Here is a 24,920-nt window from a genome sequence, read left to right as displayed (position 1 = left end):
GATGGGAGGAGTAGAATGGATATTACCGAAACCACGCATCTCAGCCTGCATGTGCCGGAGCCAGCGGTGCGGCCCGGTGACCAGCCGGATTTCTCCAATGTGAAAATACCCAAGGCCGGCTCCGTGCCACGCCCGGAGGTGGATGCCGCCCCTGAAAGCATGCGCGATCTCGCCTATTCCATCATCCGTGTCCTCAATCATCAGGGTGAGGCCGTCGGGCCGTGGGCCGGGCTGCTCTCGGACGAGGAATTGCTGGTGGGCCTCAAAAACATGATGCGGCTGCGGGCTTTCGATGCCCGCATGCTGATGGCGCAGCGGCAGGGCAAGACGTCCTTCTACATGCAGCATCTGGGCGAAGAGGCTGTCAGTTGCGCCTTCCGCAAGGCGCTTTCCAAAGGCGACATGAATTTCCCGACCTACCGGCAGGCGGGACTGCTCATTGCCGATGACTATCCGCTCGTCACCATGATGAACCAGATTTACTCCAACGAGCTCGACCCGCTGCACGGGCGGCAATTGCCGGTTCTCTATTCCTCGAAGGAACACGGCTTCTTCACCGTGTCAGGCAATCTCGCCACGCAATATGTGCAGGCCGTCGGCTGGGCGATGGCATCTGCCATCAAGGGCGATACGAAAATCGCGGCCGCCTGGATCGGCGACGGTTCGACGGCGGAGTCGGATTTTCACTCGGCAATGGTCTTTGCCTCCACCTATAAGGCGCCGGTCATCCTCAACATCGTCAATAACCAATGGGCGATTTCCACCTTTCAGGGCATTGCGCGCGGCGGTTCTGGCACCTTTGCGGCGCGCGGGCTGGGTTTCGGCATTCCCGCACTCCGGGTCGATGGCAATGATTATCTCGCCGTTTATGCCGTTGCGCGCTGGGCCGTGGAACGGGCGCGCCGCAACCTCGGTCCGACGCTGATCGAATATGTCACCTATCGTGTCGGCGCCCATTCCACCTCGGATGATCCGAGCGCTTATCGCCCCAAGACGGAGTCCGAGGCGTGGCCCCTGGGCGACCCGGTTCTGAGGCTCAAGAAACATCTCGTCCTGCGCGGCGTCTGGTCGGATGAACGGCACCGGCAGGCGGAGGCGGAAATCGCCGATGAGGTGCTGGAAGCCCAGCGCGAGGCGGAAAGCCACGGTACGCTGCATGAGGGTGGAAAACCGCCGAAAAAGGATATTTTCGAAGGCGTCTACGCCGAGATGCCGCCGCATCTCGTCCGCCAGCGCCAGAAGGCAGGGTGGTGAGACATGACAAGAATGACGATGATCGAAGCCGTCCGCAGCGCCATGGATGTCTCCATGGAGCGCAGCGACGATGTCGTGGTTTTCGGTGAGGATGTGGGCTATTTTGGCGGCGTGTTCCGCGCCACTCAGGGGCTGCAGGGAAAATACGGCAAGACCCGCTGTTTCGACGCGCCGATCAGCGAATCCGGCATTGTCGGCACGGCGATCGGCATGGCCGCTTATGGTCTGCGGCCTTGCGTCGAAATCCAGTTCGCCGATTATATGTATCCCGCCTATGACCAGATCACCCAGGAAGCGGCGCGTATCCGGTATCGCTCCAATGGCGATTTCACCTGCCCGATCGTTCTCCGCATGCCCACCGGCGGCGGGATTTTTGGCGGGCAGACACACAGCCAGAGCCCGGAAGCCCTCTTCACCCATGTCTGCGGGCTGAAGGTGGTGGTCCCTTCCAATCCTTATGATGCCAAGGGGCTGCTGATCGCATCCATCGAAGACCCCGACCCCGTGATGTTTCTGGAGCCGAAGCGGCTTTATAATGGCCCCTTCGACGGGCACCATGACCGGCCGGTAACGCCCTGGTCCAAACACGAGATGGGCGAGGTGCCGGAAGGTCACTACACCATTCCCATCGGCAAAGCCGAAATCCGCCGCCCCGGAAATGGTGTCACCGTCATCGCTTATGGCACCATGGTGCATGTGGCGCTGGCGGCGGCGGAAGAGACCGGCGTGGATGCCGAGATTATCGACCTTCGCAGCCTCTTGCCGCTCGATCTCGATACCATCGTGAAATCGGTTTCGAAGACCGGCCGCTGCGTCATGGTGCATGAGGCAACGCTGACCTCCGGCTTCGGGGCGGAAGTCGTATCGCTGGTGCAGGAACATTGTTTTTATCATCTCGAGGCCCCCGTCGTCCGCGTCGCCGGCTGGGATACGCCTTATCCCCATGCGCAGGAATGGGACTATTTTCCGGGACCTGCCCGCGTCGGGCGAGCCCTTGTCGAAGTCATGGAGGCCTGATTATGGCGGAATTTGTTCTCACTATGCCTGATGTCGGTGAAGGTGTGGCGGAAGCCGAACTGGTGGAATGGAACGTCAAACCGGGTGATCTCGTCCATGAGGACATGGTGCTGGCCGCGGTGATGACGGACAAGGCGACGGTGGAAATCCCCTCACCCGTGGCGGGCGTGGTCACCTGGCTCGCCGTGACGGTTGGAAACACCGTGCCGGTGAAGGCGCCGCTCCTGCGCATTGAAACCGATGTCGCTGCCGTCGCGCTCAATGGCAGCGTGCCGGAAACGGAAGCGCCCGCCCAGATAACGGAAGCGCCTGCCGACATGACGGACACGCCGCCACCCGTTGAAACCCAGCCGACGGTGCGCCAGACCGAGGAGGGGCCACCGGCGCCCGCAGCCGAACTGCACCACAAACCGCTGGCATCCCCCGCCGTCCGCCAGCGCGCCGACGATCTCGATATCGATCTCGCACAGGTCAAGGGAACGGGCCCGGATGGGCATATTACCCATGCCGATCTCGATGGGTTTTTAACCGTGCGGGGGCGGCCGGAACGCCCCGAGCCGATAGCGCCCCACGATAGCGCCGTCGAGGAGGTGAAACTGACAGGGCTGCGGCGCAAGATTGCCGAGAAGATGGTGCTTTCCGCCTCCCGCATTCCCCACATCACCTATGTCGAGGAAGTCGACGTGACCGATCTGGAGGATTTGCGGGCGACCATGAACGGCAACCGCCGTTCCGGGCAACCGAAGCTGACGATCCTGCCGTTTCTGATGCGCGCGCTGGTGAAAGCCGTTGCGGATCATCCCGGCATGAATGCCACCTTTGATGACGAAAAAGGGGTCGTCAGCCACTATGAAGCCGTTCATATCGGCATCGCCACGCAGACGCCGTCGGGCCTGACGGTCCCGGTCGTACGCCACACGGAAACGCTCGGCCTCTGGGAATGCGCAGAGGAAGTCGCACGCGTTGCAGAAGCCGCCCGCACCGGCACGGCCCATCGGGAAGAACTGATCGGCTCCACCATCACCATCAGTTCGCTAGGAGCATTGGGCGGCGTGGTCTCGACGCCCATCATCAACCATCCCGAGGTGGCGATCATCGGCGTCAACAAGATCATGACGCGGCCGGTCTGGGATGGGATTCGCTTTGTGCCTCGCAAGATGATGAACCTGTCTTCCAGCTTCGACCACCGGGTCGTCGATGGCTGGGATGCGGCGGTCTTCATCCAGGCCCTCAAGGCTCTCTTGGAAAAGCCGGCGCTGATTTTCATCGAGTGAAGGCGACCCGTGCTCCCTCATCCCTGTGCCTGTCACAGGGATCCAGCCAGCCCAAGTCATTGGGCTGAAAGGACTCTCCCCGCCGCGCAGACGCGCGTAGGCCGGATTCCTGTGACGAGCACAGGAATGAGGGCGCATGCGTGTCATGACGGCATTTTTGAGCTCGCGTTTTCAACCTTCACGGAACTGTTTCGGTGTCGGTATAGGCTTGCGTTCGTCATCTTCGGGTATAGAAGAGAAGAACGAGAAGCATGTTTTCTCATCATGATCATAGTGGCGGAAGAGGGCGCTCCGGTGCCCGGCGGTCCGCCCTCCGCCGGCAACCGAACGAAGAAGGTCCTCCCATGCAAACTCCCAGACCCGTTGTCCTGACTATTCTCGATGGCTGGGGGCTGAGTGAGGATACATCCAGCAATGCGCCTGTTCTGGCGAACACGCCGACCATGGACCGGCTTTTTGCCACCTGCCCGAATGCGACGCTGACCACCTTCGGCCCGAATGTCGGCCTGCCCACCGGGCAGATGGGCAATTCTGAAGTGGGCCACACCAATATCGGCGCGGGCCGCATCGTTGCCATGGATCTCGGCCAGATCGATCTGGCGATCGAGGATGGCAGCTTTTTCCGCAATGCGGCGATGCTTGATTTCGCAGCCAGGGTAAAAGCCGCGGGCGGTGTGGCGCATCTGATGTGCGTGGTTTCCGATGGCGGCGTCCATGGCCATATCCTTCACGGCCAGGCGGCGGTGAGGTTGATGATCAGCCACGGCCTGAAGGTCGTGGTGCATGCCATCACCGATGGCCGCGACGTCGCGCCGCAATCGGCTGAAGATTTTGTGGCGGCGCTGGTAGCGAGCCTGCCGCAAGGCGCCAGCATCGGCACGGTAATCGGCCGTTATTATGCGATGGATCGCGACAATCGCTGGGAGCGCGTCGAGAAAGCCTATGACGCCATGGTTCTGGCGAAAGGCGAACACGCGCGGGATGCGGTGAGCGCCGTTGCCCAGAGCTACAAAAACAATGTCACCGACGAATTCATCCTGCCGACTGTGATCGATGGTTATGAAGGTTTCAAGGCTGGCGACGGCCTGTTTTGCCTGAATTTCCGCGCCGACCGTGCGCGTGAAATCCTGCTTGCCATTGGTGCCAATGATTTCGACGGTTTTCCGCGCGAAAAGCCCGTGCTTTCGGCGCTGCTCGGTATGGTCGAATATTCCACCCGCCACAGCCATTTCATGACGACGGCCTACCCCAAGCGCGATATCGTCAATACGCTCGGCGCCTGGGTGGCAAAACAGGGGCTCACGCAGTTTCGCCTCGCCGAGACGGAAAAATATCCGCATGTCACCTTCTTCCTGAATGGCGGCAAGGAAGAGCCGGAAGTCGGCGAAGACCGCTTCATGCCGAAATCGCCGAAGGTTGCGACCTACGACCTGCAGCCTGAGATGAGCGCGCCCGATGTGACGGAGAAATTCGTCGAGGCGATCGGCAAGGGTTACGATCTTATCGTTACCAATTACGCCAACCCTGACATGGTCGGCCATACCGGCGATCTGCAGGCCGCAATCAAGGCCTGCGAAGCCGTGGATCGCGGACTTGGTGCGGTCGTTGCCGCGCTCGAAAAAGTGGGTGGCGCGATGCTTGTCATTGCCGACCACGGCAATTGCGAAACCATGGTCGACCCGGTGACCGGCGGCCCGCATACGGCCCACACCACCAATCCGGTGCCGGTGATCCTTTTTGGCGGGCCGGAAGGTGCAAAGCTGCATGCCGGTATTCTCGCCGATGTCGCGCCCACCTTGCTGCAATTGATGAATGTGCCGCTGCCGCCGGAAATGACGGGCAAGAGCCTGATCGACCTCTAATCAAACGAGTCGCGCGGGAGCGTTCCAGCCCCGCGCGACTGCCCGTTTCCCGCGTTCGGGACGAGCGTCTTTGCTATGGCTGTTTTGCGTAGAGACGGTCGTGGACCAGCATGCCGGCAATCATGGCGCAGACGAAAAGAACGACCGGCATCAGCCCGAGGGCGAGAGCCGATAGTGCCGGGCCGGGGCAGAAACCGGCAAGCCCCCAACCGATGCCGAAAATGGCCGAGCCTGTTATGAGCGGCCGGTCGATGCGGGTTTTTGCGGGCAGGTTGAAATCCTCAGTGAGGACGGGCCTGGCAAGACGTCGGCTGAGCAGCACACCCGGCGCGGCGACCATCACAGCACCGCCGAGAACGAATATCAGGCTCGGGTCCCAATGGCCGCTTGCCACGTCGAGAAAGCCGGAAACACGGGCGGGATCGACCATGCCTGACAGCGAGAGGCCGAAGCCGAACAGCGCTCCTGCGGCCAATGCCAGGGCAACACGGGCCACGGCCGGATTTTTCATGACAGGGCTCCTGCTATCGTAGCGGCACAGATGCCTGATATCAGGAAGGTTACGGTCGCGGCGATGGAGCGCCGGGAAAATCGCGCCAGTCCCATGATGCCGTGGCCGGACGTGCAGCCGGAGCCCATGCGTGTGCCAAAACCCACCAGCAGGCCGGCAATGAGGATGAGCGGCCATGGTGCAACGAGGGTGATGGCAGGCAGCCGGCCGAATGCCGCGGCATAGATATAAGGTCCGGCCAGCAAGCCGGTGACGAAGGTGAGATCGGCAAGACGCCGCTCCTTGCCGAGCATTTTGCCCATGATCCCGCTGATGCCGGCAATACGGCCGTTAAAAAGAAACAGCATAATACTGGCAAGACCGAGCAACATGCCGCCGAAAAGAGAGGGCCAGTAGGGGCTCACAGGGTCTCCTCCTCCGGCGCGCAGAATATGGTGTAAAGGGCCTCGATCAGTTGCGCTGCTTTCGCTTCGCTCAGTTGGTAGAAGATTTGCTTGGCGTCGCGCCGGGTTTCGACCACGCCGGCTTCCCGCAGCACGCCCAGCTGCTGGGAAAGCGTCGGCTGGCGGATATCCAGCTTGACCTCCAGTTCGCCGACGGAAAATTCCCCCTGCGCCAGCGTGCAGGCGAGCATCAACCGCGCCGGGTGGGCAAGTGTTTTCAGAAGCAGCGCGACCTCGACAGCCCTCTCCTCCATGGCGGGAAGGGGAATTTCAGCAATGTGCGGAGTCTTTTCCAGCGCGTTTTCCTTTACCATGTGCTGCCCTCCAGCACGTCGAGCGGGAATTTCAGATAACGTTTGCCATTCGCTTCCGGCTCCGGCAGGCGGCCGCCGCGAATATTGACCTGCAGGGCGTGCAGAATGAGCTTTGGCATCGGCAATGTGCGATCCCGTGTTTCCCTGAGGCGGATGAAGCCCTCCTCCGTCATGCCGGCCAGATGCGGATTGCTGCGCTTCTGTTCGCCGACCGTGCTTTCCCATTTCGGAGCGCGGCCACCGGGCTGATAGTCATGGCCGGTGAAAATCCGTGTTTCGTCGGGAAGGGCGAGAATATCCTGAATAGACGCCCAGAGTTCTCTGGCGCTGCCGCCCGGAAAATCGGCGCGCGCAGTGCCTGAATCGGGCATGAAAAGCGTATCGTGCACAAAGGCGGCATCTCCCACCACATAGGTCACGGAGGCCAGCGTATGCCCGGGTGAAAACAGCACGCGCGCTTCCAGGGAGCCGATATCGAACCTGTCGCCCGCCTCGAACAGCCGGTCCCATTGCGAGCCGTCGGTTTCGAGATCCGGCCAGTTATATTTCTCCTGCCAGAGCCTCTGTACGCCGGTAACTTTCGCGCCGATCGCCGTCTGCGCACCGGTCTTCTGCTTCAGGTAATGGGCGGCGGAAAAATGGTCGGCATGGGGATGGGTATCGAGAATCCATTCCACCGACAGGCCCTGGCTCGCCACATAATCCAGAATGGCGTCGGCATTCATGGTTCCGGTTGCACCGGACTTCTCATCGAAATCATAGACCGGGTCGATAATGGCGCAGCGCTTGGTCGCAGGATCGGAAACGACATATTGCACGCTCCATGTGCGCGGATCGAAGAAGGCCTTGACGTGTGGAACCGCCGCCGCGCGTCGCTCCAGCCAGCGGGTGGCGCCGGAAAGGTCAAAGCCATGCGCCTTGCCGAAAGCCGCGATGTCGGCCCACTCGATGCGCCCATCCAGCGCTTCGCCGAGAACATGAAGCGTGAGTGCGCGCGTGCCGCCCTTGCAATGGGCAAAAACGGGGCCGTCCGCTTCCGCCATTTTCTGCTGGAAGGCGCGGATATCGGCTTCGGTGATGGCAGGGCCGCTGACCGGGATGAAGCCATATTCCATGCCTGCCGCGCTGGCGGCGCTTTTTTCCTGCACATTGCCTGGCTGACCGGGCTCTTCACCATCAGGCCGGGCATTGATGATGCTTTTATAGCCCTGGGCGGAGAGCGATTGGAAATCGGCGATCATCGGCTGGCCCGCAACGGTCAGACGCTCGTTGATCTTCACGGCATTCATCGGCATCTCCTGTTGTAATAAATTAATATATATTATTATATAATGTATATTGTTTGTTTGCAAGAGGCGAAAAGCGTCTTCGTTCCGGATATCTCCCGCTGGATTTCAAGAGAGATTCGGGAGGAAACCCTAGAGACGGGATTTCTTCGTTTTGTGACGGATGAGCGGAGATTGCCTGTATTCGGCATGCAAAAACATGCCTAGTGCCTGAAAGCACTCAGGCACAAGGCATTTCCCCGGAAGCCGGTTCGAACTTCGGCTCGTTTCAGACGGCGAGCCTGCGGCGTGTCGCTTTCCAGCCGAGACAGATGGCTGCAACAAGCAGAACCGTCTGGGCGACTACAAAGGGCGGTTCATTGCCGTTCGGTGCCAGGTTGTTGAGTGTTTCGACCTTGAGAAAGGCCTGAACGATCAACACAAACATATTGAGATAAAGGCTGATCGTGGCGGTGATCGTATAAATAATGCGCGCCCTGCCATTCAGACCGTATCCGTAAAGCGCAACCAGTGCGATTGCCAGAACGAGGGTCGAGATGATGCCGACGCCGAGTGCCGGTGTGAAATTTCCGATTGGAAACAGAAAGCCAGTGAGTGTGGTGGCGAGCGTGGTGACGAGGAAAAGCGCCATCATGCGCGGCATCCACCGCCCCGCCGCATAAGCGGGCAGGGCGATCAGTCCGGTTACGATGCCAATGAGGCTCAGGGCAACGTGCAATGTCGTGAATTGGGGAATGGTCAGTCCGAGGATCATGATGCGTCTCCCTCTATTCGGTTTGAGTTGCACGATACCGGCTGGCGGCAAGTGCATGCGACAGATTGGGCCTCAATGCTGCGCGGGCTGCAAGGAAATTTTCGAAATCGGCCGCATCCGGCAGCGAAGGAATGGTCAGGGTCTCGCCAAGATCGAGACCGGCAAGGGCCGCATCCACCATCTCGTAAACATCCATGACCATGGCGGCCGGAATGGCCTCGAGCCGCTCCTCTTCCCAGATCGCCGTGCGGGTAATACCCGGCAGGACACCCTGAACCCGCACGCCGGACGGGGAAAGCTGCGCCTGCAGCGCTTCGGTGAAGGCGAGCACAAAGGCCTTGGTTGCCGGATAGACGGCGGTAAATGCCGCCGGCATCAGGGCCGTTACCGATGTGATGTTGATGATCGTGCCTTTGCCATCGGCGGCAAGCCGCGGCGCGATCGCCGCTGCAAGCCGGGTGACGGCAAGGATATTGAGGTTGATCATCGTCGTGACATAGGCCGGGTCCAGCGCCGTGATGGCGCCTTCACCGGCAATACCGGCATTGTTGACGAGGCCTGTGATCCGCCGGTCATCGCGCAGTCGTGCCTCGACCTTTTCGAGGTCTTCTGCTCTGGAAAGGTCGGCGGAGAGAACCTCGACCGCGATATGGTGATCCTTCTCCAGTTGGGTTGCCAGTGTCTTCAGCTTTTCGGCGCGCCGCGCCACGAGGATGAGATCATGGCCGCGTTTTGCCAGACGTTCGGCATAGACCGCGCCGATGCCGTCGGATGCGCCGGTGATGAGAAATGTATTCTGTGTCATGTCCCGTGTCTCCTGTGTCCGGTGGTTTCAGGCGTTGATGAAGGCGAGGAGGTCGGCGTTGAAGCGGTCCTGATGGGTCTGCGTCAGGCCATGGTCGGCGCCTTCGTAGATTTTGAGGACCGCGTGTTTGACGATCTTGACCGTGGAGAGTGCCGAAGCGCCGACCGGCACGATCTGGTCGTCATCACCGTGCAGAACCAGCGTGGGTTTGTCGAAGGCCTTCAGATCCTGGTGGAAATCGCTTTCCGAGAAAGCGCGAATGCTGTCGAGCTGACCCTTGAGCCCGCCCATCATGCCCTGACGCCAGAATTCGTCGCGGATGCCTTGCGAAATCACGGCGCCTTCGCGGTTGTAACCGTAGAAGGGAATGGTCAAATCCTTGAAGAACTGGCTGCGATTGTCGTAGGTGCCCTTGCGGATGCCGTCGAAAACATCGATCGGCAGGCCGATGACATTGCTTTCCGTCTTCAGCATCAGCGGCGGCACCGCGCCGATGAGGGCGATCTTGGCGACGCGGGCCGTACCATGGCGACCGATATAGCGTGTGACCTCGCCGCCGCCGGTGGAATGGCCGACCAGAATGATGTCGTGAAGATCGAGCTGTTCGATCAGTTCGGCCAGATCGTCGGCATATTGATCCATGTTATTGTTATGCCAGACCTGGTCGGAGCGGCCGTGGCTGCGGCGGTCGTGGGCGATGGTGCGGAAACCGTTGTTGGCGAAGAACACCATCTGCGCATCCCATGTATCGGCGCTGAGCGGCCAGCCGTGGGAGAAGATGATGGGCTGGCCGTCTTTCGGACCCCAGTCCTTGTAGAAGATGTGCGTTCCGTCTCTGGTGGTGATCGTTGTCATGGCTCTCTCTCCTGTTGCAGGGAGCTTGCTTGCGTCCCGTGGGAATAGAGATACTCTGGAGGCAGCCGGGGCTGGATTGGCGCTTCTGACAGAAAGCGAGCCGAAACCGACAAAACGGGGGTGTGGGCGCATGGCGGGTGTAACGGGAAGCGCGCTGGAAGTCGGTCTGGTCCTCTATCGGGACTGTCAGATGGCCATGGTACATGGCATCACCGATCTTTTTGCCATCGCATCGGTATTTTCACAGGATCGCGGCGGGCCGAAATTGCGGGTCAGCCACTGGAGCATGGGCGAGGGTGGTGAATTTTCCCGCTGTCACGACACTCATTCCGGGCAGTCAGGACATCCCGACATTTTCGTTGTACCCGGCCGGTTGACGGGGCCCGCTGAGATCGAGGAAGCCGAGCCTTACGCCCGCTGGCTGCTGGATCGGCATGCGCAGGGGGCGACGCTCGCAGCCAGTTGCGGCGGCTCCTTCATGATTGCGGCCACGGGCCTCCTGTCTGGTCGCCCGGCCACCACCCACTGGCTGTTTGCCGAGCGGTTCCGCGAGCGTTTTCCCGATATCCGGCTGGAGATAGACAAGATCGTCATAGAGGATGGCGATATCATCACGGCTGGCGGGCTGATGGCGTGGACCGATCTTGGCCTGCGCATCGTCGACCGGCTGCTTGGACCTTCGGTGATGATCGAGACCGGCAAATTCCTGCTGATCGATCCCTCGGGGCGTGAACAGCGCCATTATAGCAGCTTCGCCCCAAGGCTGACGCATGGCGACGAGCCGATCCTGAAGGTGCAGCACTGGCTGCAGGCCCGCGCCGGGCGGGCGACGAGCGTTGCCGACATGGCCGGCCATGCCCGGCTGGAGGAGCGAACCTTCCTGCGCCGCTTCAAGGCCGCCACCGGCATGAAGCCCATCGAATATGTCCAGCATCTGCGGGTCGGGAAGGCGCGGGAATTGCTGGAATTCACCCGCCGTTCGGTCGATCAGATCGCATGGTCAGTGGGTTATGAGGATGCCGCCGCCTTCCGCCGGGTGTTCCACCGCATTCTCGGCCTCTCACCGGGTGAATATAGAAGCCGCTTTTCCAGCAGTTCGGCCATGGCTGCGGCGTGAGGGCGGCAACAGTCGCGGTGGTGCAGAGGTCCGGCCCTTGCAATGTGGCGGGTGTTTGCTAACATGCCAGACAAGTTTAAAACAGGTGGGCCGGAATGGACGTTGAGAGCAGCACGAAGCAGGGGGTATCGCTCGCGGCGAAAATCAGTTCGGCATTGCGGCGGGATCTGGCGGAAGGCGTTTTCCGCCCCGGTGATCGTCTTCCGAGCGAAAGCGCCCTGACGCGGGAATATTCCGTCAGCCGCACGGTGGTGCGCGAAGCCATCGCCATTCTGCGCGCCGATGGTCTCGTTGAAGCCCGCAAGGGCGCGGGCGTTTTCGCCGTTGAAGTGAAACCGGCCAAGGAACTGCCTTTTAACGATCTGGCCGTGGGGCGAATTTCCTCGGTGATCGAATTGCTGGAATTGCGCACTGTCTTCGAGGTCGAATCCGCCGGGCTTGCGGCATCGCGCCGTTCCGCCGTGCAGGTGGAGGCGATTGTGGATGCGCACCGGCGCGTCGGCGACTGTCTTGCCGCCGGGCTGCCGACGCGGGATGCTGATTTCGAGTTCCATCTGGCAATTGCGCAGGCGACGCAAAACAGGCGGTTTCCCGAGTTTCTTCAGCTCATTCGCTCCGGCATCATTCCCCGCGGCGAATTGCAGGGGGCAGCGCCCGGGTCGCGTCCGAAGGACTACAACCTGCATCTCCAGGAGGAGCATGCGAGGATTGTCGATGCCATCATCGAAGGTGATGCCGATGCCGCCCGTCAACATATGGCGGCGCATCTGCGCGGCAGTCTTGAGCGCTACAAGGTGCTTCTGCGCTCACGCACTGCCGCTGAATGAGCCGGAAATGGCCTAGAGGTCAATGGGTTACGCAGTCGCCCGCCGATAGAAGGCCAGGGAGGCGGCAAGCGTCAGAAGCGCGCCGCCGCAAATCCGGTCGAGCCACAGGGCTCCGGTTTTCCGCAACAGCCGGACGGCCTGCGAGCCGAGCAGGGCATATCCGAACATCACGATGAAATCGATGCCGGCGAAGATCAGCGCAAGCGCCGCATATTGCTGGATCTGCGGCGCGGCGGGATCGATGAATTGCGGCAGGAAAGCCGAAAAGAACAGATATCCCTTGGGGTTGGTGACCGCCACGAGAAAGCTCTTGAGGAAAATCGAGCGGGCGGAAGCGACCCCGTTGGCCTCCGCGGATTGAAGAGCACCATCGAGCGTGCCTCTTGAGCGCAAAAGCATGATGCCGAGGAAGGCTAGATAACAGACGCCCACCCATTTGACGACGCTGAACCAGAATTCGGAGGCGGCGAGCAAGGCACCCAATCCTAGTGCTACTGCGCCGATCAGGACGAAATCCGAGAGGACAGCGCCAGCCATGCCAATCATGGCGCGGCGTACTCCGAATCTTGAACCATTTGCAAGCGCGAGCAAGACGGTAGGGCCGGGCGTGGCAATGCCGATAAAGGCGACCACCGCAAACGCCAGAAGTGTCACGTCAGCCATATTTTCCTCCCCCTGTCGGCACGGATGTCATCGGTGCCACCGCCCAGCTAGCCTCCGCGCATTCCGCGAAGTCGGAGAATACAGGCTTTTACGGGTGCCGCAACACAAGTGCTTTTTCCCAAAGCAACACGAAAGCCGGATGATTTCAGCATGAGATTCCTCCTCGAGGCACGCCTTTCAGAGCCCTGGGCGATGCGGATTTCACAGTCACGCGCTTGACAGCTCTCAACACCTGTGACAACTTGCGAATAGTTGTCAGACAGGATTGCGCCTTGGTCACTTGCGCAGTCGATCTCTGGCAAGGGAGGAATCATGTCAAAAAGACGCCTTTCGCTTTATGGCCTGTCCGGCCAGATCGGAAGTATTGCCGTTACGCTGCTTGGATTGCTGCTACTGACCTTTTTTATCGGTCGCCTGATGCCGGCCGATCCAGTGCGGGCCATCGTTGGCGAGGATGCGACGCGCGAAACCTATGAACAGGTCTATCATGCGCTCGGTTTCGACCGTCCGCTGTGGCAGCAGTTCATCTATTATCTCGGTGATGTCTTCAGCGGCGATTTTGGAACCTCGATCCGCACCGGTCGTCCGGTCATCGAGGATATCATCAGGGTCATGCCGGCGACGATGGAGCTTGCGACCTTTGCGATCCTGATCGGTGCCGGCCTTGGCATTCCCATGGGTGTTTATGCCGCGGTCAATAAAGACCGCTGGCAGGATCATCTGGTACGTGTGCTCAGCCTGTTCGGCCATTCCATGCCGATCTTCTGGACCGGCATGATCGCGCTGATCGTTTTTTACGCCTATCTCGGCCTTGTCGGCGGCGGTGGCCGCATGGACCAATTCTATATCGGACTGGTTGAGGAGCGGACGGGCTTTCTGCTGATAGACAGCCTGCTTGCGGGCGATATGGAGGTTTTCTGGTCGGCCATCAACCACCTGATCCTTCCCGCCGCTTTGCTCGGTTATTCCTCCTCGGCCTATATCACCCGCATGACGCGCAGCTTCATGCTGGACCAGCTGGGCCAGGAATATGTGACGACAGCGCGCGTCAAAGGTCTGTCGCAGCGGCAGACGGTGTGGCTGCATGCCTTTGGCAATATCCGGGTGCAGCTCGTCACCATCATCGCCCTTGCCTATGGTTCGCTGCTGGAAGGCGCGGTTCTCATTGAGACCGTCTTCGCCTGGCCGGGTTTCGGGCAATATCTCACCAGCAATCTTATCATCGGCGACATGAATGCCGTGATGACCTGCGTGCTTATCGTCGGCGTCATCTTCATCGGGCTCAACCTCCTGTCCGACATTCTCTACCGCTTTTTCGATCCGAGGACCCGCTGATGACGGCCCGTGCAGAAACTTCCTCTCGCCTTCCCGTGCCCTTGAACGCGCTGAAGAACATCGTTGTTTTCCTGCTGAAAAGCCCGACATCGGCTTTCGGTCTGGCCGTCCTGCTGCTTCTCGTCATCGCCGCTGTTTTCGCGCCCTGGCTTGCGACGCATGACCCCTACGCGCAGGATCTCGCCAATACGCTGCAGGCGCCCGGCAACGGCCATGTCTTCGGCACGGATGAGCTGGGGCGCGACATCTATAGCCGCCTTCTCTGGGGCGCGCGCATCACGCTCACCATCATCTCGCTGGTATCGATCATTGTTGGTCCCGTCGGCCTTCTGGTCGGCACGGCCTCCGGTTATCTCGGCGGCAAGTTCGACACGGTGATGATGCGCATCACGGATATCTTCCTGTCGTTCCCGAGCCTCATCCTGTCGCTCGCCTTCGTCGCAGCGCTCGGCCCCAGCCTCAACAACGCGATCATTGCCATCGCGCTCACCTCATGGCCGCCGATCGCGCGCCTTGCGCGCGCCGAAGCCATGACCTTCCGCAAGGCGGATTATATTGCCGCTGCGCGGCTTCAGGGCGCGTCGCCTCTGCGCATCATCGTTAAATCGATCATGCCCATGTGTCTGCCCTCGGTCCTCATCCGCCTGACGCTGAACATGGCGACCGTCATTCTCACCGCCGCCGGCCTCGGCTTTCTCGGTCTCGGCGCGCAGCCGCCGCTGCCGGAATGGGGGGCGATGATCGCCACCGGCCGCCGTTACATGCTGGATAGCTGGTGGCTGGTGACCTTCCCCGGCGTTGCGATCCTGTCCGTCAGCCTCGCCTTCAACCTTCTGGGAGACGGCCTGCGGGATGCGCTCGACCCGAAGCAGATGAACCGGAGATAGGTCATGGAAAAACCAATTCTTGACGTCGAAAATCTCCGCATCCGTTATGGCGGCTCACCCACCGAGGCGGTGCGGGGCATTTCCTTCACCCTTGGCCGGGAACGGCTTGGTATCGTCGGTGAAAGCGGCTCGGGCAAATCCACCGTCGGCCGCGCCTTGCTGCGCCTTTTGCCATCGGCGACGATCACCGCCGACAGGCTGGATTTCGATGGCCTCGATCTTCTCTCGCTCGATGAGAAAGAGATGCTGAAGGTTCGCGGCCGGCGCATGTCGATGATCCTTCAGGATCCGAAATTCTCTCTCAATCCCATCCGTAGGGTCGGCGATCAGGTAACGGAAACCTATCTGCGCCACTTCAAGGCTTCGAAACAGGAGGCCCGGGAAAAGGCGCTTGCCATGCTCGATGCAGTGAAAATCCGCGATGCCGCCCGCGTTTACGAGCAATATCCGCATGAAATCTCCGGCGGCATGGGCCAGCGCGTCATGATCGCCATGATGCTGCTTGCCGATCCCGATCTCGTCATTGCCGATGAGCCGACGTCGGCGCTTGACGTGACGGTGCGGCTGCAGGTGCTGAATATTCTCGACGGTCTCGTGCGTGATCGCGGCATCGGCCTGATCATGATCAGTCACGACCTCAATCTCGTGCGCAATTTCTGCGACCGGGTGCTCATCATGTATTCCGGCCGTGTGGTGGAAACGCTGGCCGCGCGCGATCTCGATCAGGCGCAGCATCCCTATACGCGCGGCCTGCTGGCGGCACAGCCGCGCATCGGTGGCACACGCGCGCCGCTTGCGGTGCTGGACCGTCGCCCCGAATGGCTGGAGGAGAACGTATAATGGCCGTTTCCGTCGAAACCCGCGATCTCTCCATCACTTTCGGCAGCGGCCACACGGCGCTGAAAGTGCTGCCTTCCGTATCCTTCCGCGTCGAGCCGGGCGAGTGCTTCGGGCTGGTCGGCGAAAGCGGTTCGGGCAAATCCACCGTGCTTCGCTGCGTCTCCATGCTCAACGATTTCTGGACCGGCGATATCCTTATCGACGGCAGATCGGTGCGCGACATGCCGCTGATCGAGCGGTGCCGCATGCTGCAGATGGTGTTTCAGGACCCCTATGGTTCCCTGCATCCCCGCCAGTCGGTGCGCACCGTGCTTTCGGAATCGCTTGCGATCCACAAGCTTGGCGACCGCGAAGAGCGCATGCGCAAGGTCATCACCGATGTCGGCCTGCCCGTATCGTTTCTGGATCGTTTCCCGCACCAGCTTTCCGGCGGCCAGCGGCAGCGCGTGGCGATTGCGCGGGCGCTGATTCTCGAGCCGTCGCTGTTACTGCTCGATGAGCCGACGTCTGCGCTCGATGTCTCGGTGCAGGCGGAAATCCTCAACCTGCTGCAGCGGCTGCGCGAAGAGCGCGGCTTTACCTATATCATGGTGACCCATGACCTCGCCGTCGTCGATCACATGTGCGACCGGTTCGCGGTGATGCTGCGCGGCGAAATCACCGAAATCCTGCCGCGCGAGGCCATCGCCGACAATCGCGCGACGCATCCCTATGCGCGTGAATTGATCGGCGCTTCGCTGGAATATGAAGGCGCGTGACGGCTCCAAGAACGTGACCGTCCTCCTCCGGGGCGTCACGGATAATAACATCCTCCTTCCTTGCCCGGCCTCCCCGCCGGGCATTTTTTTGGAGGTAGCTAGGCGGGATGGCGGGCCGCCAACTGCGCCTAGGCTGCTGACATAGTGCGAGACCGGCCTTTCCGTCATGCCGGACTTGATCCGGCCTCCAGCCACGGCGCGTCTGCGCCGTGAACAGACTCTTTCGCGATCAAGGACTTGATCGCACTAGACCACGGATCTAGTCCGGGGTGACGGAGTGCGGAGGCTTCGCTTGCGCCTAACACATTGGGTGAGTGGGGCTTTGTTACAGCAAAAAGGCGCGGGGTTAGCCGCGCCTTTTTATTCGCAGATAGGACGGCCGATTACCGCTCCTTGCTCACCTCTTCAAACCGCGAAAGCCAGGGGCTGACGATCATGCCCTTGATGTCGCTGCGGAAGGCGGCGGTGTCGATGACTTCGGAGAAGGGCTGGATCGACATGACAGTCTCGTCCATATAGCCCTGCAGGTCCTCATAAAGCTTCGTCTGTTTTGCCACATCGCGCTCGACCAGCGCTTCCTCGATCATCTTGTTCAGTTTCTCATCGAAGAAACTGGTGCGCCAGCTCTGGTAATTGGTGAGCTTGGCATCGTCGGCATTGTTGGGGTTATAGGCGATCGAGCGCAGGTTGTTGTCCGGATGCGGCTGCTGGCCGCCGCCGCCGCGCCCGAGCAGCAGTTCGAAATTCCGTTCGCGCATTGCACCGTAAATCTGGTCGCCCGAGCCGCTGATCAATTCAGCCTGAATGCCGGCCTGGGCAAGCGTGTTCTGGATCGCCGTTGCCGCCTTCATGAAGGGATCTTCCGAAAGAACGCGCAGCGTGGTCTTGAAACCATTGGGATAACCAGCCTCGGCCAGAAGCGCCTTGGCTTTTTCGACATCGAGCTTGTAGCCCTGATCGGGCAGCGCGCCCATGACACCGGTGCTGAGGGAGCGCTGATGCAGCTTGCCGTAATAGGGCATGACCGCCTTGTCGAGGCCGTCGTAATCGATCAGGTAACGCAGGGCCTCGCGCACCTTCTTGTTCGCGAATTTCTCATCCTTCATCGAAACGCTGAGGTAATAAAAACCGGAGCCGGGCGTGGATTCGATGGTGACGGCCTTGTCGGCCTCAAGCGATTTCAGGTCCGGGGCCTGCAGGGAGTAGGCAACGTCGATATCGCCCTTTTCCAACATCAGGCGCTGCGACTGCGATTCCGGCAGATGGCGCATGAGGATGCGTTTCATCTTGGCCTTCTCACCCCAATAATCGTCGTTGCGGGTGAGGATGATATATTCGTTGGACTTCCATTGGGTGAGCTTGAAGGGACCGGAACCGGCGGAATTCAGCGTCAGCCATGCGCCGCCGAGATCGCCGTCCTTTTCATTGGCAAGCGCCGTCTGGCTGTCGATGATCGAGCCCGGACCATTCTGTGCAAGAATCATCAGCAGCAGATTGGGATCATCGGGCTTTGGAATATTGAGCACGAAGGTCTGGTCGTTTTCGGCAACGAAGAGCTTGTCGGCCTCTTCCAGCTTGAAACCGCGCGTTTTGAGGAAAGACGATTGCGCCAGATTACGGGCGAGCAGCCGCTTCAGGCTCCACGCTACATCCTTTGCCGTCACGGCGTTGCCGGAGGCGAATTTCGCATCGCGGCGCAGATGGAAACGGATGGATTTGCGATCTTCGGCAATTTCCCAGCGTTCGGCAAGACGTGGCTGGACGCTGCGATCTCTCGGTGAAAGCACGACCAGCGTGTCATAAACGTTGTTCAGAACCTGCACGGTCTCGCGGCCGGTAATGGCGGCGGGATCGAGGGTCAGAATATTGCTCATGGTCGTGGCGACAATGAGCTGGTCCTTCGGCGTTTCGGCAAAGGTGCTGAGCGGCATCGCGCCGATCAGCAAGGCGCCAAGCGCTGCGGTTGCAAGAAAATGTTTCATTTTTCCTCCCAATACGGCCGGTTCATACGGCCTTTCCACGTTTTGATCCACGCGCCTGGTTCCTCCACAGGCTTCGCATGATCAGCCAAGAATCTCTCTGACCGGGGCTGCGAGCGCCCGGCCGATTGCGGCCGTTGCCGGCGCATCCAGATGCACGCCATCCACCGGTGAAGCGCTGGCGACCGATCCGGCATCGAAGAAGGCGTGCCCCAGTTCGGCGGCGAGTTTGCGGTAAAGCGGCGCAAGCCGCAGCGATTGCCCGATATCCCGCCCGCCCGCCGGCTCTTCGCCCGGACCTGCAACGCAGGGCGGCGGGGCGACGATCAGCAGTTTCGGCACTGCCTCGCGTGGTTTGTAGATGAAGGTCTCGACGATCTGCGCCAGTCGCCGCATGCCGGAAACCGCCGTTTCCGCCCGCCCGCCATGCACCGGCTTGATGTCGTTGGTGCCGAGCATGATGATGACGAGATCGAGCGGCATATGGCAGGAGAGCGCGACTTCAAGCGCCCGTGCGCCATTGCGGCAGGCGGGGCCGGTATGGTCGTCATAACAGGTGGTGCGCCCGCCAAGGCCCTCGGGGTGAACCTTCGCCTTTCCCGCGAGCTCTGCCTCCAGTACCTCCGGCCAGCGGTGTTCGGCCGGGTGCCGGAGGCCCGTTGCCGGGTCTGCGCCCCAGGTGAGGCTATCTCCGAAGGCGAGCACGGTTTTCATCGCCCGTTACCTCACCCGGTTGTTGTCGATGAAGGTAAAATCGATGTCCTCGCCAAGGCCCGGCCGATCAGGGACATGCACGAAGCCGTCGCGATCCATCGGGTCGGACAGCGACTTCAGATAGTCGTGGCCGTCATCATATTCGAGGAAGGGGTGCAGCAGGCCGCGCTCGTACCAGCGGCAATTCTTGGTGGCGGCGACAACGTGCAGGTTCATGGCCGTGTTGCCATGCACTTCGCATTCCATGCCGAAAGCCTCGGCCAGATGCATGGTCTTGAGCGCCGGGGTGATGCCGCCGACATCGTTGACGCCGGTGCGCAGAATATCGCAGGCACCGGCCTTGATCCATTCTGCCCGATGCCAATGCTTGCCGGCCGCACTTTCAGGGCCGACGACGGGGATATCGAGATTGTCGGAGAGCCACTTGTAGGAGGACAGCGACTGCTCATCCATCGGCTCTTCGATCCAGTCGAAGCCGAGTTTTTCGAGACCGCGCCCGAGAGCCAGCGCGTCGGTGCGGGAATACCAGTGGAAGGCGTCGATCATCAGCCGAATATCAGGGCCGACCGCCTCACGCACGGCGGCGCAGGCCTTGAGGTCCATCTTCACATCCGGCGCCCAGCTGACTGGCGGCATCCAGGTGTGCAGCTTGATGCCCTTGTAGCCGCGTTTCACCAGCGTTTCGGCAAAGCGGCCGTAATCTTCAGGCGTCGCCAGCCCGCCTTCCAGCTCATCGCCGCACATGATGGAGCCATAGGCCAGCACCTTGTCGCGATAACCGCCGATCAACTTGTATACAGGTTGCCCGAGCGAGCGGCCGGCAAGGTCCCACAGCGCGCAATCCACCACCGCCAGCGTGCGGTCAGTCAGCTGTGCGGCCGAACCGCGCTGCCAGTGGGCAAGGTCCTGCCACAGCCGTTCCCGGTCGCGATGATCCTCACCGATCAGGACTTTCTTGACGAATTTTTCAATGACATGCGGGCGAACGATCTCCGGCGCGGTGAAGGAATGACCTTCCTGACCGTCTTCGGTGCGGATGGTCAGCATGGCCTGTTCCACCTGATGCGCCGGACCCGGATGCGCGTGACCGGCACTGTCCGAGTGGCGACGGGTCGTCGTGCGGAAAACACGGACCTCGACGTCGGTGATGATCATAATTCCTCCCTCATGCAGGTATGGCAGCGTTTGCGGCTGCTGCAATGTCATACATGTGTGCGATATTTGTCAACATGTATGATAATCTGTATTACATGTTGCCGCGAAAAATCAAGGCCATTTACAGGCGGTGTTGCACAGATCTTCGGTGAAGAGGGCGGTTGGGGAGATTTTGCCGCTTCGCAGAAGAAAATCGGGTGGGCGCGGCCTATGCTATCCGAGATTAATCTATAATTTTAGTAGACTATTAAATCGCGCAATGATCTTTCAACAATGACCGGGACTATAAACGAACATGCCGTGCCAGCCGTGCCTGTCATCATGCATTCTGCGTGAGCATGCGCCGCATTGAACGGCTGTCCCGCAACAAGGATGGCTGCGTCTGCGCCGCTGAGCTTCAACACTCGTTTCCGGATGCACAACCATGCCCCTTTCCCATATCTCCCACTTTGCTTTTCTCGTGCCCGGCAATTATCAGGACGACGATCCGGCGCAGGGGCTGGAAGAAACCCTGCAGCTTTTTGAAGCCGGGGAGGCGCTGGGGTATCACAGCGCCTGGGTTCGCCAGCGCCACCTGGAACGGGGCGTTTCCTCGGCGGCCACTTTTCTTGCAGCGGCATCGCAGCGCACTAAGCGGATCGGATTAGGCACCGCCGTCATTCAGCTTGGTTACGAAAATCCCTTCAGGCTGGCGGAAGATCTGGCCACCGTGGATGTGCTGTCGCGTGGGCGGCTGAATGTCGGGGTTTCCGTGGGCGCACCGCCCTTCGCCCATCTGATTTCGGATTATGTCGATACGGTTCCCGATGCGGATTACAGCCATGCCCGCGCCGAAAAGCTGGCGAGGGCTCTGAGATCGGAACCGCTGTCCAGCGAGACGGAAGCGGGCAATGCGGCCGGTGCGCAGGTGCCGCGCCTGCGGCCCGTCGCCGAAGGGTTGTCGGATCGGTTATGGTATGGCGGCGGATCTCAGAATTCCGCCCGCTGGGCGGGCAAGGCAGGGTTCAATCTTCTGACGGGCAATATCGTCAGCGGTGAAAATACCGATGATTTTCTGATTGCGCAGGCTGCTCTCGTTGCCCGCTTCCGGCAGGAATGGGCGCATGAGCGTCAACCGCGTGTTGCTCTCGGGCGCGTGATCCTGCCGACGGATAGCGCCAGCCCCGCGACCCGCCGCCGTTACGAGGAATTCGCCGCCGAGCGCGACAAGCGTACGACCACGGCGCATGGCGCGCGCCGCACGCTTTTCCTGCCCGATATCGTTGGGACGACGGACGAAATTCTGGAGAAACTGTCGCGCGATCCCGTTCTGCCGCTCGTCTCGGAGTTCCGTCTTGAACTACCCTATGAGTTCCAGCCGGAAGATTATCGCCAGATCGTCACGGATTTCGCTTCCGTCCTGCCGCAGCTTTCCGGCGGGCGGCCCGTTTTGAAAGTGGTGACCGGCCAATAATATTTCCCGTTCCCGCCACTCCCGCTTCCAGCGGGAAGCGGCGATAGATGGACGTGTGGCGCTTTACCTGCGCCACATCCTATTCAGTCGGGATAGGGCAGGCCATAGCGGTCGCGTATTGTCGCGCCTTCGTATTCGCGCGGGTAAACACCGCGATCCTGCAGCACCGGCACGACCTTTTCGACAAATTCAGCAATATCGTCTGGCGCGCGCGGCGGCTGCAGGGTGTAGCCGTCCACCGTGCCATCCTGCCAGAGATCGATAATGCCATCCGCCACATCTTCTGGCGTGCCGAGTAGCAACCGGTGGTGTCCCTCCGAACGGCGTACGGCCTCGCGGGCTGTGAGCTTTTCGTGGGTCAAAAGGTCGGAAAGGCCAAGCCCCATGCCCACCGCCCACTGCCGGTTCTGGTCCGGGATGAAACGCTCTGCATCGAGCTTTGCATCGGGATCAAAATCGCGGGGATCAATGCCGTTTTCCCTGGCGAAACGCGCCAGCAGCCCGTCTTCCGAACCGGCTCCACTGTATAGCTCGTGTTTGCGCAACGCTTCCTCCCGGGTCTCGCCGAGAATGACAACGAGGCCGGGAACGATGCGGATGCCGGAGGGATCGCGGCCGAGGGAGGCAGCGCGGTCGCGGACCTTTTTGCCGAAGGCCTGGCCCGCCGGCCGGGACAATATGTTGCAATAGATGATCTCGCCATGGCGTGCGGCGAGATCGATGCCACCTTCGGAGGCGCCGGCCTGCGCGATGACGGGATGCCCCTGTGGTCCGCGCGGAACATTGAGCGGCCCTTTTACATGGAAATATTGCCCCTCGTGATCGATGGTTTCGGCCGTCGCCGCATCCCAGAAACGCTCTTCCGGCACCTCGCCTTCGCGGCGCGGATCCCAGCTCGACCAGAGTTTTTTTGCAACATCGAGAAATTCGGTGGCCTTGGCATATCTCTCGTTGCGCGGCGGCAGCGGGTCGTTGCCGAAATTGGCGGCGACATTGGGATTGAAGGAGGAGACGATGTTGACGATCAGCCGTCCGCCGGTGACGAGATCGATGGATTGGGTCCGTCTGGCAAAGTTATAGGGCGAGTTATAGGTGGAGGATATCGTTGCCACAAAGCCGATATCCGGCACCTGCGCGGCAAGCGATGTGGAGAGAATGAGCGGATCGATGGTGTGAAACGGCCGGCTTGCCGGGTCGGTCAGCAATGCGGGATGGTCGGAAAGGAAAACGGCGTCAAAACGGCCCTTGTGGGCCAGTTCCGTCAGCCGCCGGTAATATCCGATCTCGTTGATGTCGTGCCGATCTCCGCTCCGGTATTTCCAGGCGTTGGCGAGGTATCCGGTCGTGTTGATGCCGACATTGAGATTGAGCCGGCGTTTGGTCTTGCTCATGCTTTTACTTTTTCTTCTCGGTCTGCTGGGATTTCCGGCCACGGCCGGTGCAATTGCATGAAAGCGTAACAGCCGGGGTTCGGCCCGCGAGTTAAAAATCCTTGCTGCTCGGAGAAGAAAAACTTTCATCAGTACGGCAGCCAAGCTGCAGTGGACTTAAAGAGCGGATAGAGTCCGGGCGATGATCCGACCCGAAATCCGGCCACCATCGAAAGGATATTCCGTCATCCCGGTGAAGACGTGACAAGATGGAAACGAATTTCCTCAATCGCACCTGAAATAGTACACTTTATCTATAGAAAATATCTCACGACGTGTAGCGTGCCGTTCAGATCGCAATTTCGAGGACGAACGCCATGGCTGATGCCGCCCTTCGCCAGGTAACCCAACCCGTAACCGTGTGGTATACACGCTGCCCGGCGCCCACCCCGCTTTCCATCGCGGCGCAACTCGGCTGGATTGAGGACAGTTTCGCCACCCATGGCATCTCCGTTTCCTCCATTCGTGATGCGGCCGACCCGGCCATTCGCCAGAGCCATTTCGACCATCGTCTGGACTGGTCCTTCCGTCAGGGCGGCAATATCCCGCCGATCTGGGCGAAATCCGGTGGCCGGAAAACCCGGCTGGTGGGGCTGACGAGAACCGATGAGTTCCAGGCCGTCATTGCCTTGCCCGCAAGCGGGATAAGCAAGGGCAGCGACCTGAAGGGGCGGCGCATCGGTTTGCCGAAGCGCCCGAACGAAACCATCGATTTCCAGCGCGCCACATCGCTCAAGGGCATCGTGTCGGCGCTGACGGTCTCGGGTCTCTCCGTCGCGGAGGTCGAGCTTGTCGATCTCACGGCTAAAGAACCGGTGTTGCTCGGCCCAGCGGATGAGCGGTTTCACGGTCTGCGCCGGCGGCTTCCCTATGGCGAAGAAATTGCAGCGCTGCACCGGGGCCAGATCGACGCGTTTTTCGTCAAGGGAGCGGAAGGCGTCACCGTCGCCAATCTCATCGGCGCGCAGGTCGTGGTGTCGACGGGGTTTCACCCCGATCCGAAAATCCGCATCAACAACGGCACCCCGCGTCCCTTAACGGTGGACGCCACCTTTGCCGATGAGCGGCCCGATCTGGTGGCGGAACTGGTGGCTACGGTTCAGCGTGTCGCCCAATGGGCAAATGACAATCGGGCCGAAGCCGTGCGTTTCATCGCCCGCGAGATCGGCGTCAGCGAGGAGGCGGTTCTGGCTGCGAATGGGGCGGATGTGCATCGCAATCTGAGGCTTGATCTCGATCCGACCGAGCTGGATGCGCTCAGCCACTTCAAGGATTTCCTGCTGGAATGGAAATTCATCCCCGAAGATTTCGACGCGCAGGAATGGGCTGATCCACGCGCCCTTTCTTTACTGCAAGACGCCACGCAACACAGCGCCGGAAAGTGAGG

24 protein-coding genes are annotated in these 24,920 nt (G+C 60.6%); 12 read left to right on the top strand and 12 right to left on the bottom strand.

Features of this window, described 5'->3' with window-relative positions:
• The first annotated feature begins 15 nt into the window (after positions 1–15).
• From V6R85_RS11425 to gpmI, 4 genes are all read left to right on the top strand, one after another.
• Positions 16–1,254 (top strand): 3-methyl-2-oxobutanoate dehydrogenase (2-methylpropanoyl-transferring) subunit alpha, encoded by a 1,239-nt coding sequence (locus tag V6R85_RS11425; RefSeq protein WP_111833876.1) that lies wholly within the window; start codon positions 16–18, stop codon positions 1,252–1,254.
• A gap of 3 nt (positions 1,255–1,257) precedes the next feature.
• The gene (locus V6R85_RS11420; protein WP_065695100.1) at positions 1,258–2,271 is read left to right on the top strand and encodes an alpha-ketoacid dehydrogenase subunit beta; all 1,014 of its coding nucleotides are present in this window, start codon (positions 1,258–1,260) and stop codon (positions 2,269–2,271) included.
• Positions 2,272–2,273: 2 nt separating this feature from the next.
• Complete coding sequence (locus tag V6R85_RS11415; protein WP_111833875.1) at positions 2,274–3,545, top strand: dihydrolipoamide acetyltransferase family protein; 1,272 nt, start codon at positions 2,274–2,276, stop codon at positions 3,543–3,545.
• Positions 3,546–3,889: 344 nt separating this feature from the next.
• Positions 3,890–5,407, top strand: coding sequence for a 2,3-bisphosphoglycerate-independent phosphoglycerate mutase (gpmI, locus tag V6R85_RS11410; protein WP_087745790.1), 1,518 nt, complete (start codon positions 3,890–3,892; stop codon positions 5,405–5,407).
• A gap of 73 nt (positions 5,408–5,480) precedes the next feature.
• On the opposite strand, the gene V6R85_RS11405 is transcribed toward gpmI, so the two are convergent.
• The 7 genes from V6R85_RS11405 to V6R85_RS11375 form a co-directional block, all read right to left on the bottom strand.
• Positions 5,481–5,918, bottom strand: a complete 438-nt coding sequence (locus V6R85_RS11405) for a YeeE/YedE family protein (protein WP_060724882.1) — start codon at positions 5,916–5,918, stop codon at positions 5,481–5,483.
• On the bottom strand, positions 5,915–6,322 hold the full coding sequence (locus tag V6R85_RS11400) for a YeeE/YedE family protein (RefSeq protein ID WP_060724881.1): 408 nt from the start codon (positions 6,320–6,322) through the stop codon (positions 5,915–5,917). Before V6R85_RS11400 ends, V6R85_RS11405 begins: the two co-directional genes overlap by 4 nt.
• Positions 6,319–6,675, bottom strand: coding sequence for a sulfite-sensing transcriptional repressor BigR (gene bigR, locus V6R85_RS11395; protein ID WP_003506973.1), 357 nt, complete (start codon positions 6,673–6,675; stop codon positions 6,319–6,321). Before bigR ends, V6R85_RS11400 begins: the two co-directional genes overlap by 4 nt.
• Positions 6,669–7,964, bottom strand: coding sequence for a bifunctional sulfur transferase/dioxygenase Blh (gene blh / locus V6R85_RS11390; RefSeq protein ID WP_060724880.1), 1,296 nt, complete (start codon positions 7,962–7,964; stop codon positions 6,669–6,671). The genes bigR and blh overlap by 7 nt, the downstream gene beginning before the upstream one ends.
• Positions 7,965–8,229: 265 nt before the next feature.
• Entirely contained in the window at positions 8,230–8,715 is a 486-nt protein-coding gene (locus tag V6R85_RS11385) for a hypothetical protein (protein WP_003506968.1), read from the bottom strand.
• 13 nt (positions 8,716–8,728) lie between these two features.
• Positions 8,729–9,520: an SDR family NAD(P)-dependent oxidoreductase gene (locus V6R85_RS11380; protein WP_080866904.1), complete on the bottom strand. Its 792-nt coding sequence runs from the start codon at positions 9,518–9,520 to the stop codon at positions 8,729–8,731.
• A gap of 27 nt (positions 9,521–9,547) precedes the next feature.
• Complete coding sequence (locus V6R85_RS11375) at positions 9,548–10,375, bottom strand: alpha/beta fold hydrolase (protein WP_003506964.1); 828 nt, start codon at positions 10,373–10,375, stop codon at positions 9,548–9,550.
• A gap of 130 nt (positions 10,376–10,505) precedes the next feature.
• Between V6R85_RS11375 and V6R85_RS11370 the strand changes: the two genes are divergently transcribed.
• Together V6R85_RS11370 and V6R85_RS11365 are read left to right on the top strand one after the other, a co-directional pair.
• Positions 10,506–11,492: a GlxA family transcriptional regulator gene (locus tag V6R85_RS11370; RefSeq protein ID WP_111833874.1), complete on the top strand. Its 987-nt coding sequence runs from the start codon at positions 10,506–10,508 to the stop codon at positions 11,490–11,492.
• 95 nt (positions 11,493–11,587) lie between these two features.
• The gene (locus tag V6R85_RS11365; protein ID WP_003506962.1) at positions 11,588–12,319 is read left to right on the top strand and encodes a FadR/GntR family transcriptional regulator; all 732 of its coding nucleotides are present in this window, start codon (positions 11,588–11,590) and stop codon (positions 12,317–12,319) included.
• A gap of 27 nt (positions 12,320–12,346) precedes the next feature.
• On the opposite strand, the gene V6R85_RS11360 is transcribed toward V6R85_RS11365, so the two are convergent.
• The gene (locus V6R85_RS11360) at positions 12,347–12,982 is read right to left on the bottom strand and encodes a LysE family translocator (RefSeq protein ID WP_003506960.1); all 636 of its coding nucleotides are present in this window, start codon (positions 12,980–12,982) and stop codon (positions 12,347–12,349) included.
• Positions 12,983–13,294: 312 nt separating this feature from the next.
• Here V6R85_RS11360 and V6R85_RS11355 point away from each other — a divergent pair, with 312 nt between their 5' ends.
• Genes V6R85_RS11355 through V6R85_RS11340 form a run of 4 tightly spaced genes read left to right on the top strand, consistent with a single transcriptional unit; the run spans position 13,295 to position 16,802 of the window.
• Entirely contained in the window at positions 13,295–14,317 is a 1,023-nt protein-coding gene (locus tag V6R85_RS11355; protein WP_003506959.1) for an ABC transporter permease, read from the top strand.
• Positions 14,317–15,204 (top strand): ABC transporter permease, encoded by an 888-nt coding sequence (locus V6R85_RS11350; protein ID WP_003506957.1) that lies wholly within the window; start codon positions 14,317–14,319, stop codon positions 15,202–15,204. Before V6R85_RS11355 ends, V6R85_RS11350 begins: the two co-directional genes overlap by 1 nt.
• Positions 15,205–15,207: 3 nt before the next feature.
• Complete coding sequence (locus V6R85_RS11345; protein ID WP_020813146.1) at positions 15,208–16,044, top strand: ABC transporter ATP-binding protein; 837 nt, start codon at positions 15,208–15,210, stop codon at positions 16,042–16,044.
• The gene (locus V6R85_RS11340) at positions 16,044–16,802 is read left to right on the top strand and encodes an ABC transporter ATP-binding protein (protein WP_003506952.1); all 759 of its coding nucleotides are present in this window, start codon (positions 16,044–16,046) and stop codon (positions 16,800–16,802) included. The genes V6R85_RS11345 and V6R85_RS11340 overlap by 1 nt, the downstream gene beginning before the upstream one ends.
• Before the next feature lie 383 nt (positions 16,803–17,185).
• Here V6R85_RS11340 and V6R85_RS11335 read toward each other — a convergent pair whose 3' ends face one another.
• From V6R85_RS11335 to V6R85_RS11325, 3 genes are all read right to left on the bottom strand, one after another.
• Positions 17,186–18,784 carry an ABC transporter substrate-binding protein gene (locus V6R85_RS11335; RefSeq protein WP_111833872.1) on the bottom strand — a complete coding sequence of 533 codons (1,599 nt, stop codon included), beginning with the start codon at positions 18,782–18,784 and terminating at the stop codon, positions 17,186–17,188.
• A gap of 81 nt (positions 18,785–18,865) precedes the next feature.
• Complete coding sequence (locus tag V6R85_RS11330; RefSeq protein WP_111833871.1) at positions 18,866–19,495, bottom strand: SGNH/GDSL hydrolase family protein; 630 nt, start codon at positions 19,493–19,495, stop codon at positions 18,866–18,868.
• Positions 19,496–19,501: 6 nt separating this feature from the next.
• Entirely contained in the window at positions 19,502–20,650 is a 1,149-nt protein-coding gene (locus tag V6R85_RS11325; protein ID WP_003506947.1) for a mandelate racemase family protein, read from the bottom strand.
• A 424-nt stretch (positions 20,651–21,074) separates the two neighbouring features.
• Here V6R85_RS11325 and V6R85_RS11320 point away from each other — a divergent pair, with 424 nt between their 5' ends.
• Positions 21,075–22,103, top strand: coding sequence for an LLM class flavin-dependent oxidoreductase (locus V6R85_RS11320; RefSeq protein WP_060724872.1), 1,029 nt, complete (start codon positions 21,075–21,077; stop codon positions 22,101–22,103).
• An 83-nt stretch (positions 22,104–22,186) separates the two neighbouring features.
• On the opposite strand, the gene V6R85_RS11315 is transcribed toward V6R85_RS11320, so the two are convergent.
• On the bottom strand, positions 22,187–23,494 hold the full coding sequence (locus V6R85_RS11315) for an NtaA/DmoA family FMN-dependent monooxygenase (protein WP_020813150.1): 1,308 nt from the start codon (positions 23,492–23,494) through the stop codon (positions 22,187–22,189).
• A 356-nt stretch (positions 23,495–23,850) separates the two neighbouring features.
• Between V6R85_RS11315 and V6R85_RS11310 the strand changes: the two genes are divergently transcribed.
• A complete protein-coding gene (locus tag V6R85_RS11310; protein WP_111833870.1) occupies positions 23,851–24,918 on the top strand; it encodes an ABC transporter substrate-binding protein in 1,068 nt (355 codons plus the stop codon).
• Positions 24,919–24,920 lie beyond the last annotated feature (2 nt).

Origin of the sequence: Agrobacterium sp. CCNWLW32 (assembly GCF_037083425.1) — a bacterium.
Taxonomy (GTDB): domain Bacteria; phylum Pseudomonadota; class Alphaproteobacteria; order Rhizobiales; family Rhizobiaceae; genus Agrobacterium; species Agrobacterium radiobacter.
Note: the sequence above shows the minus strand (reverse complement) of the source record. Positions and strands in the feature narration are given on the sequence as shown.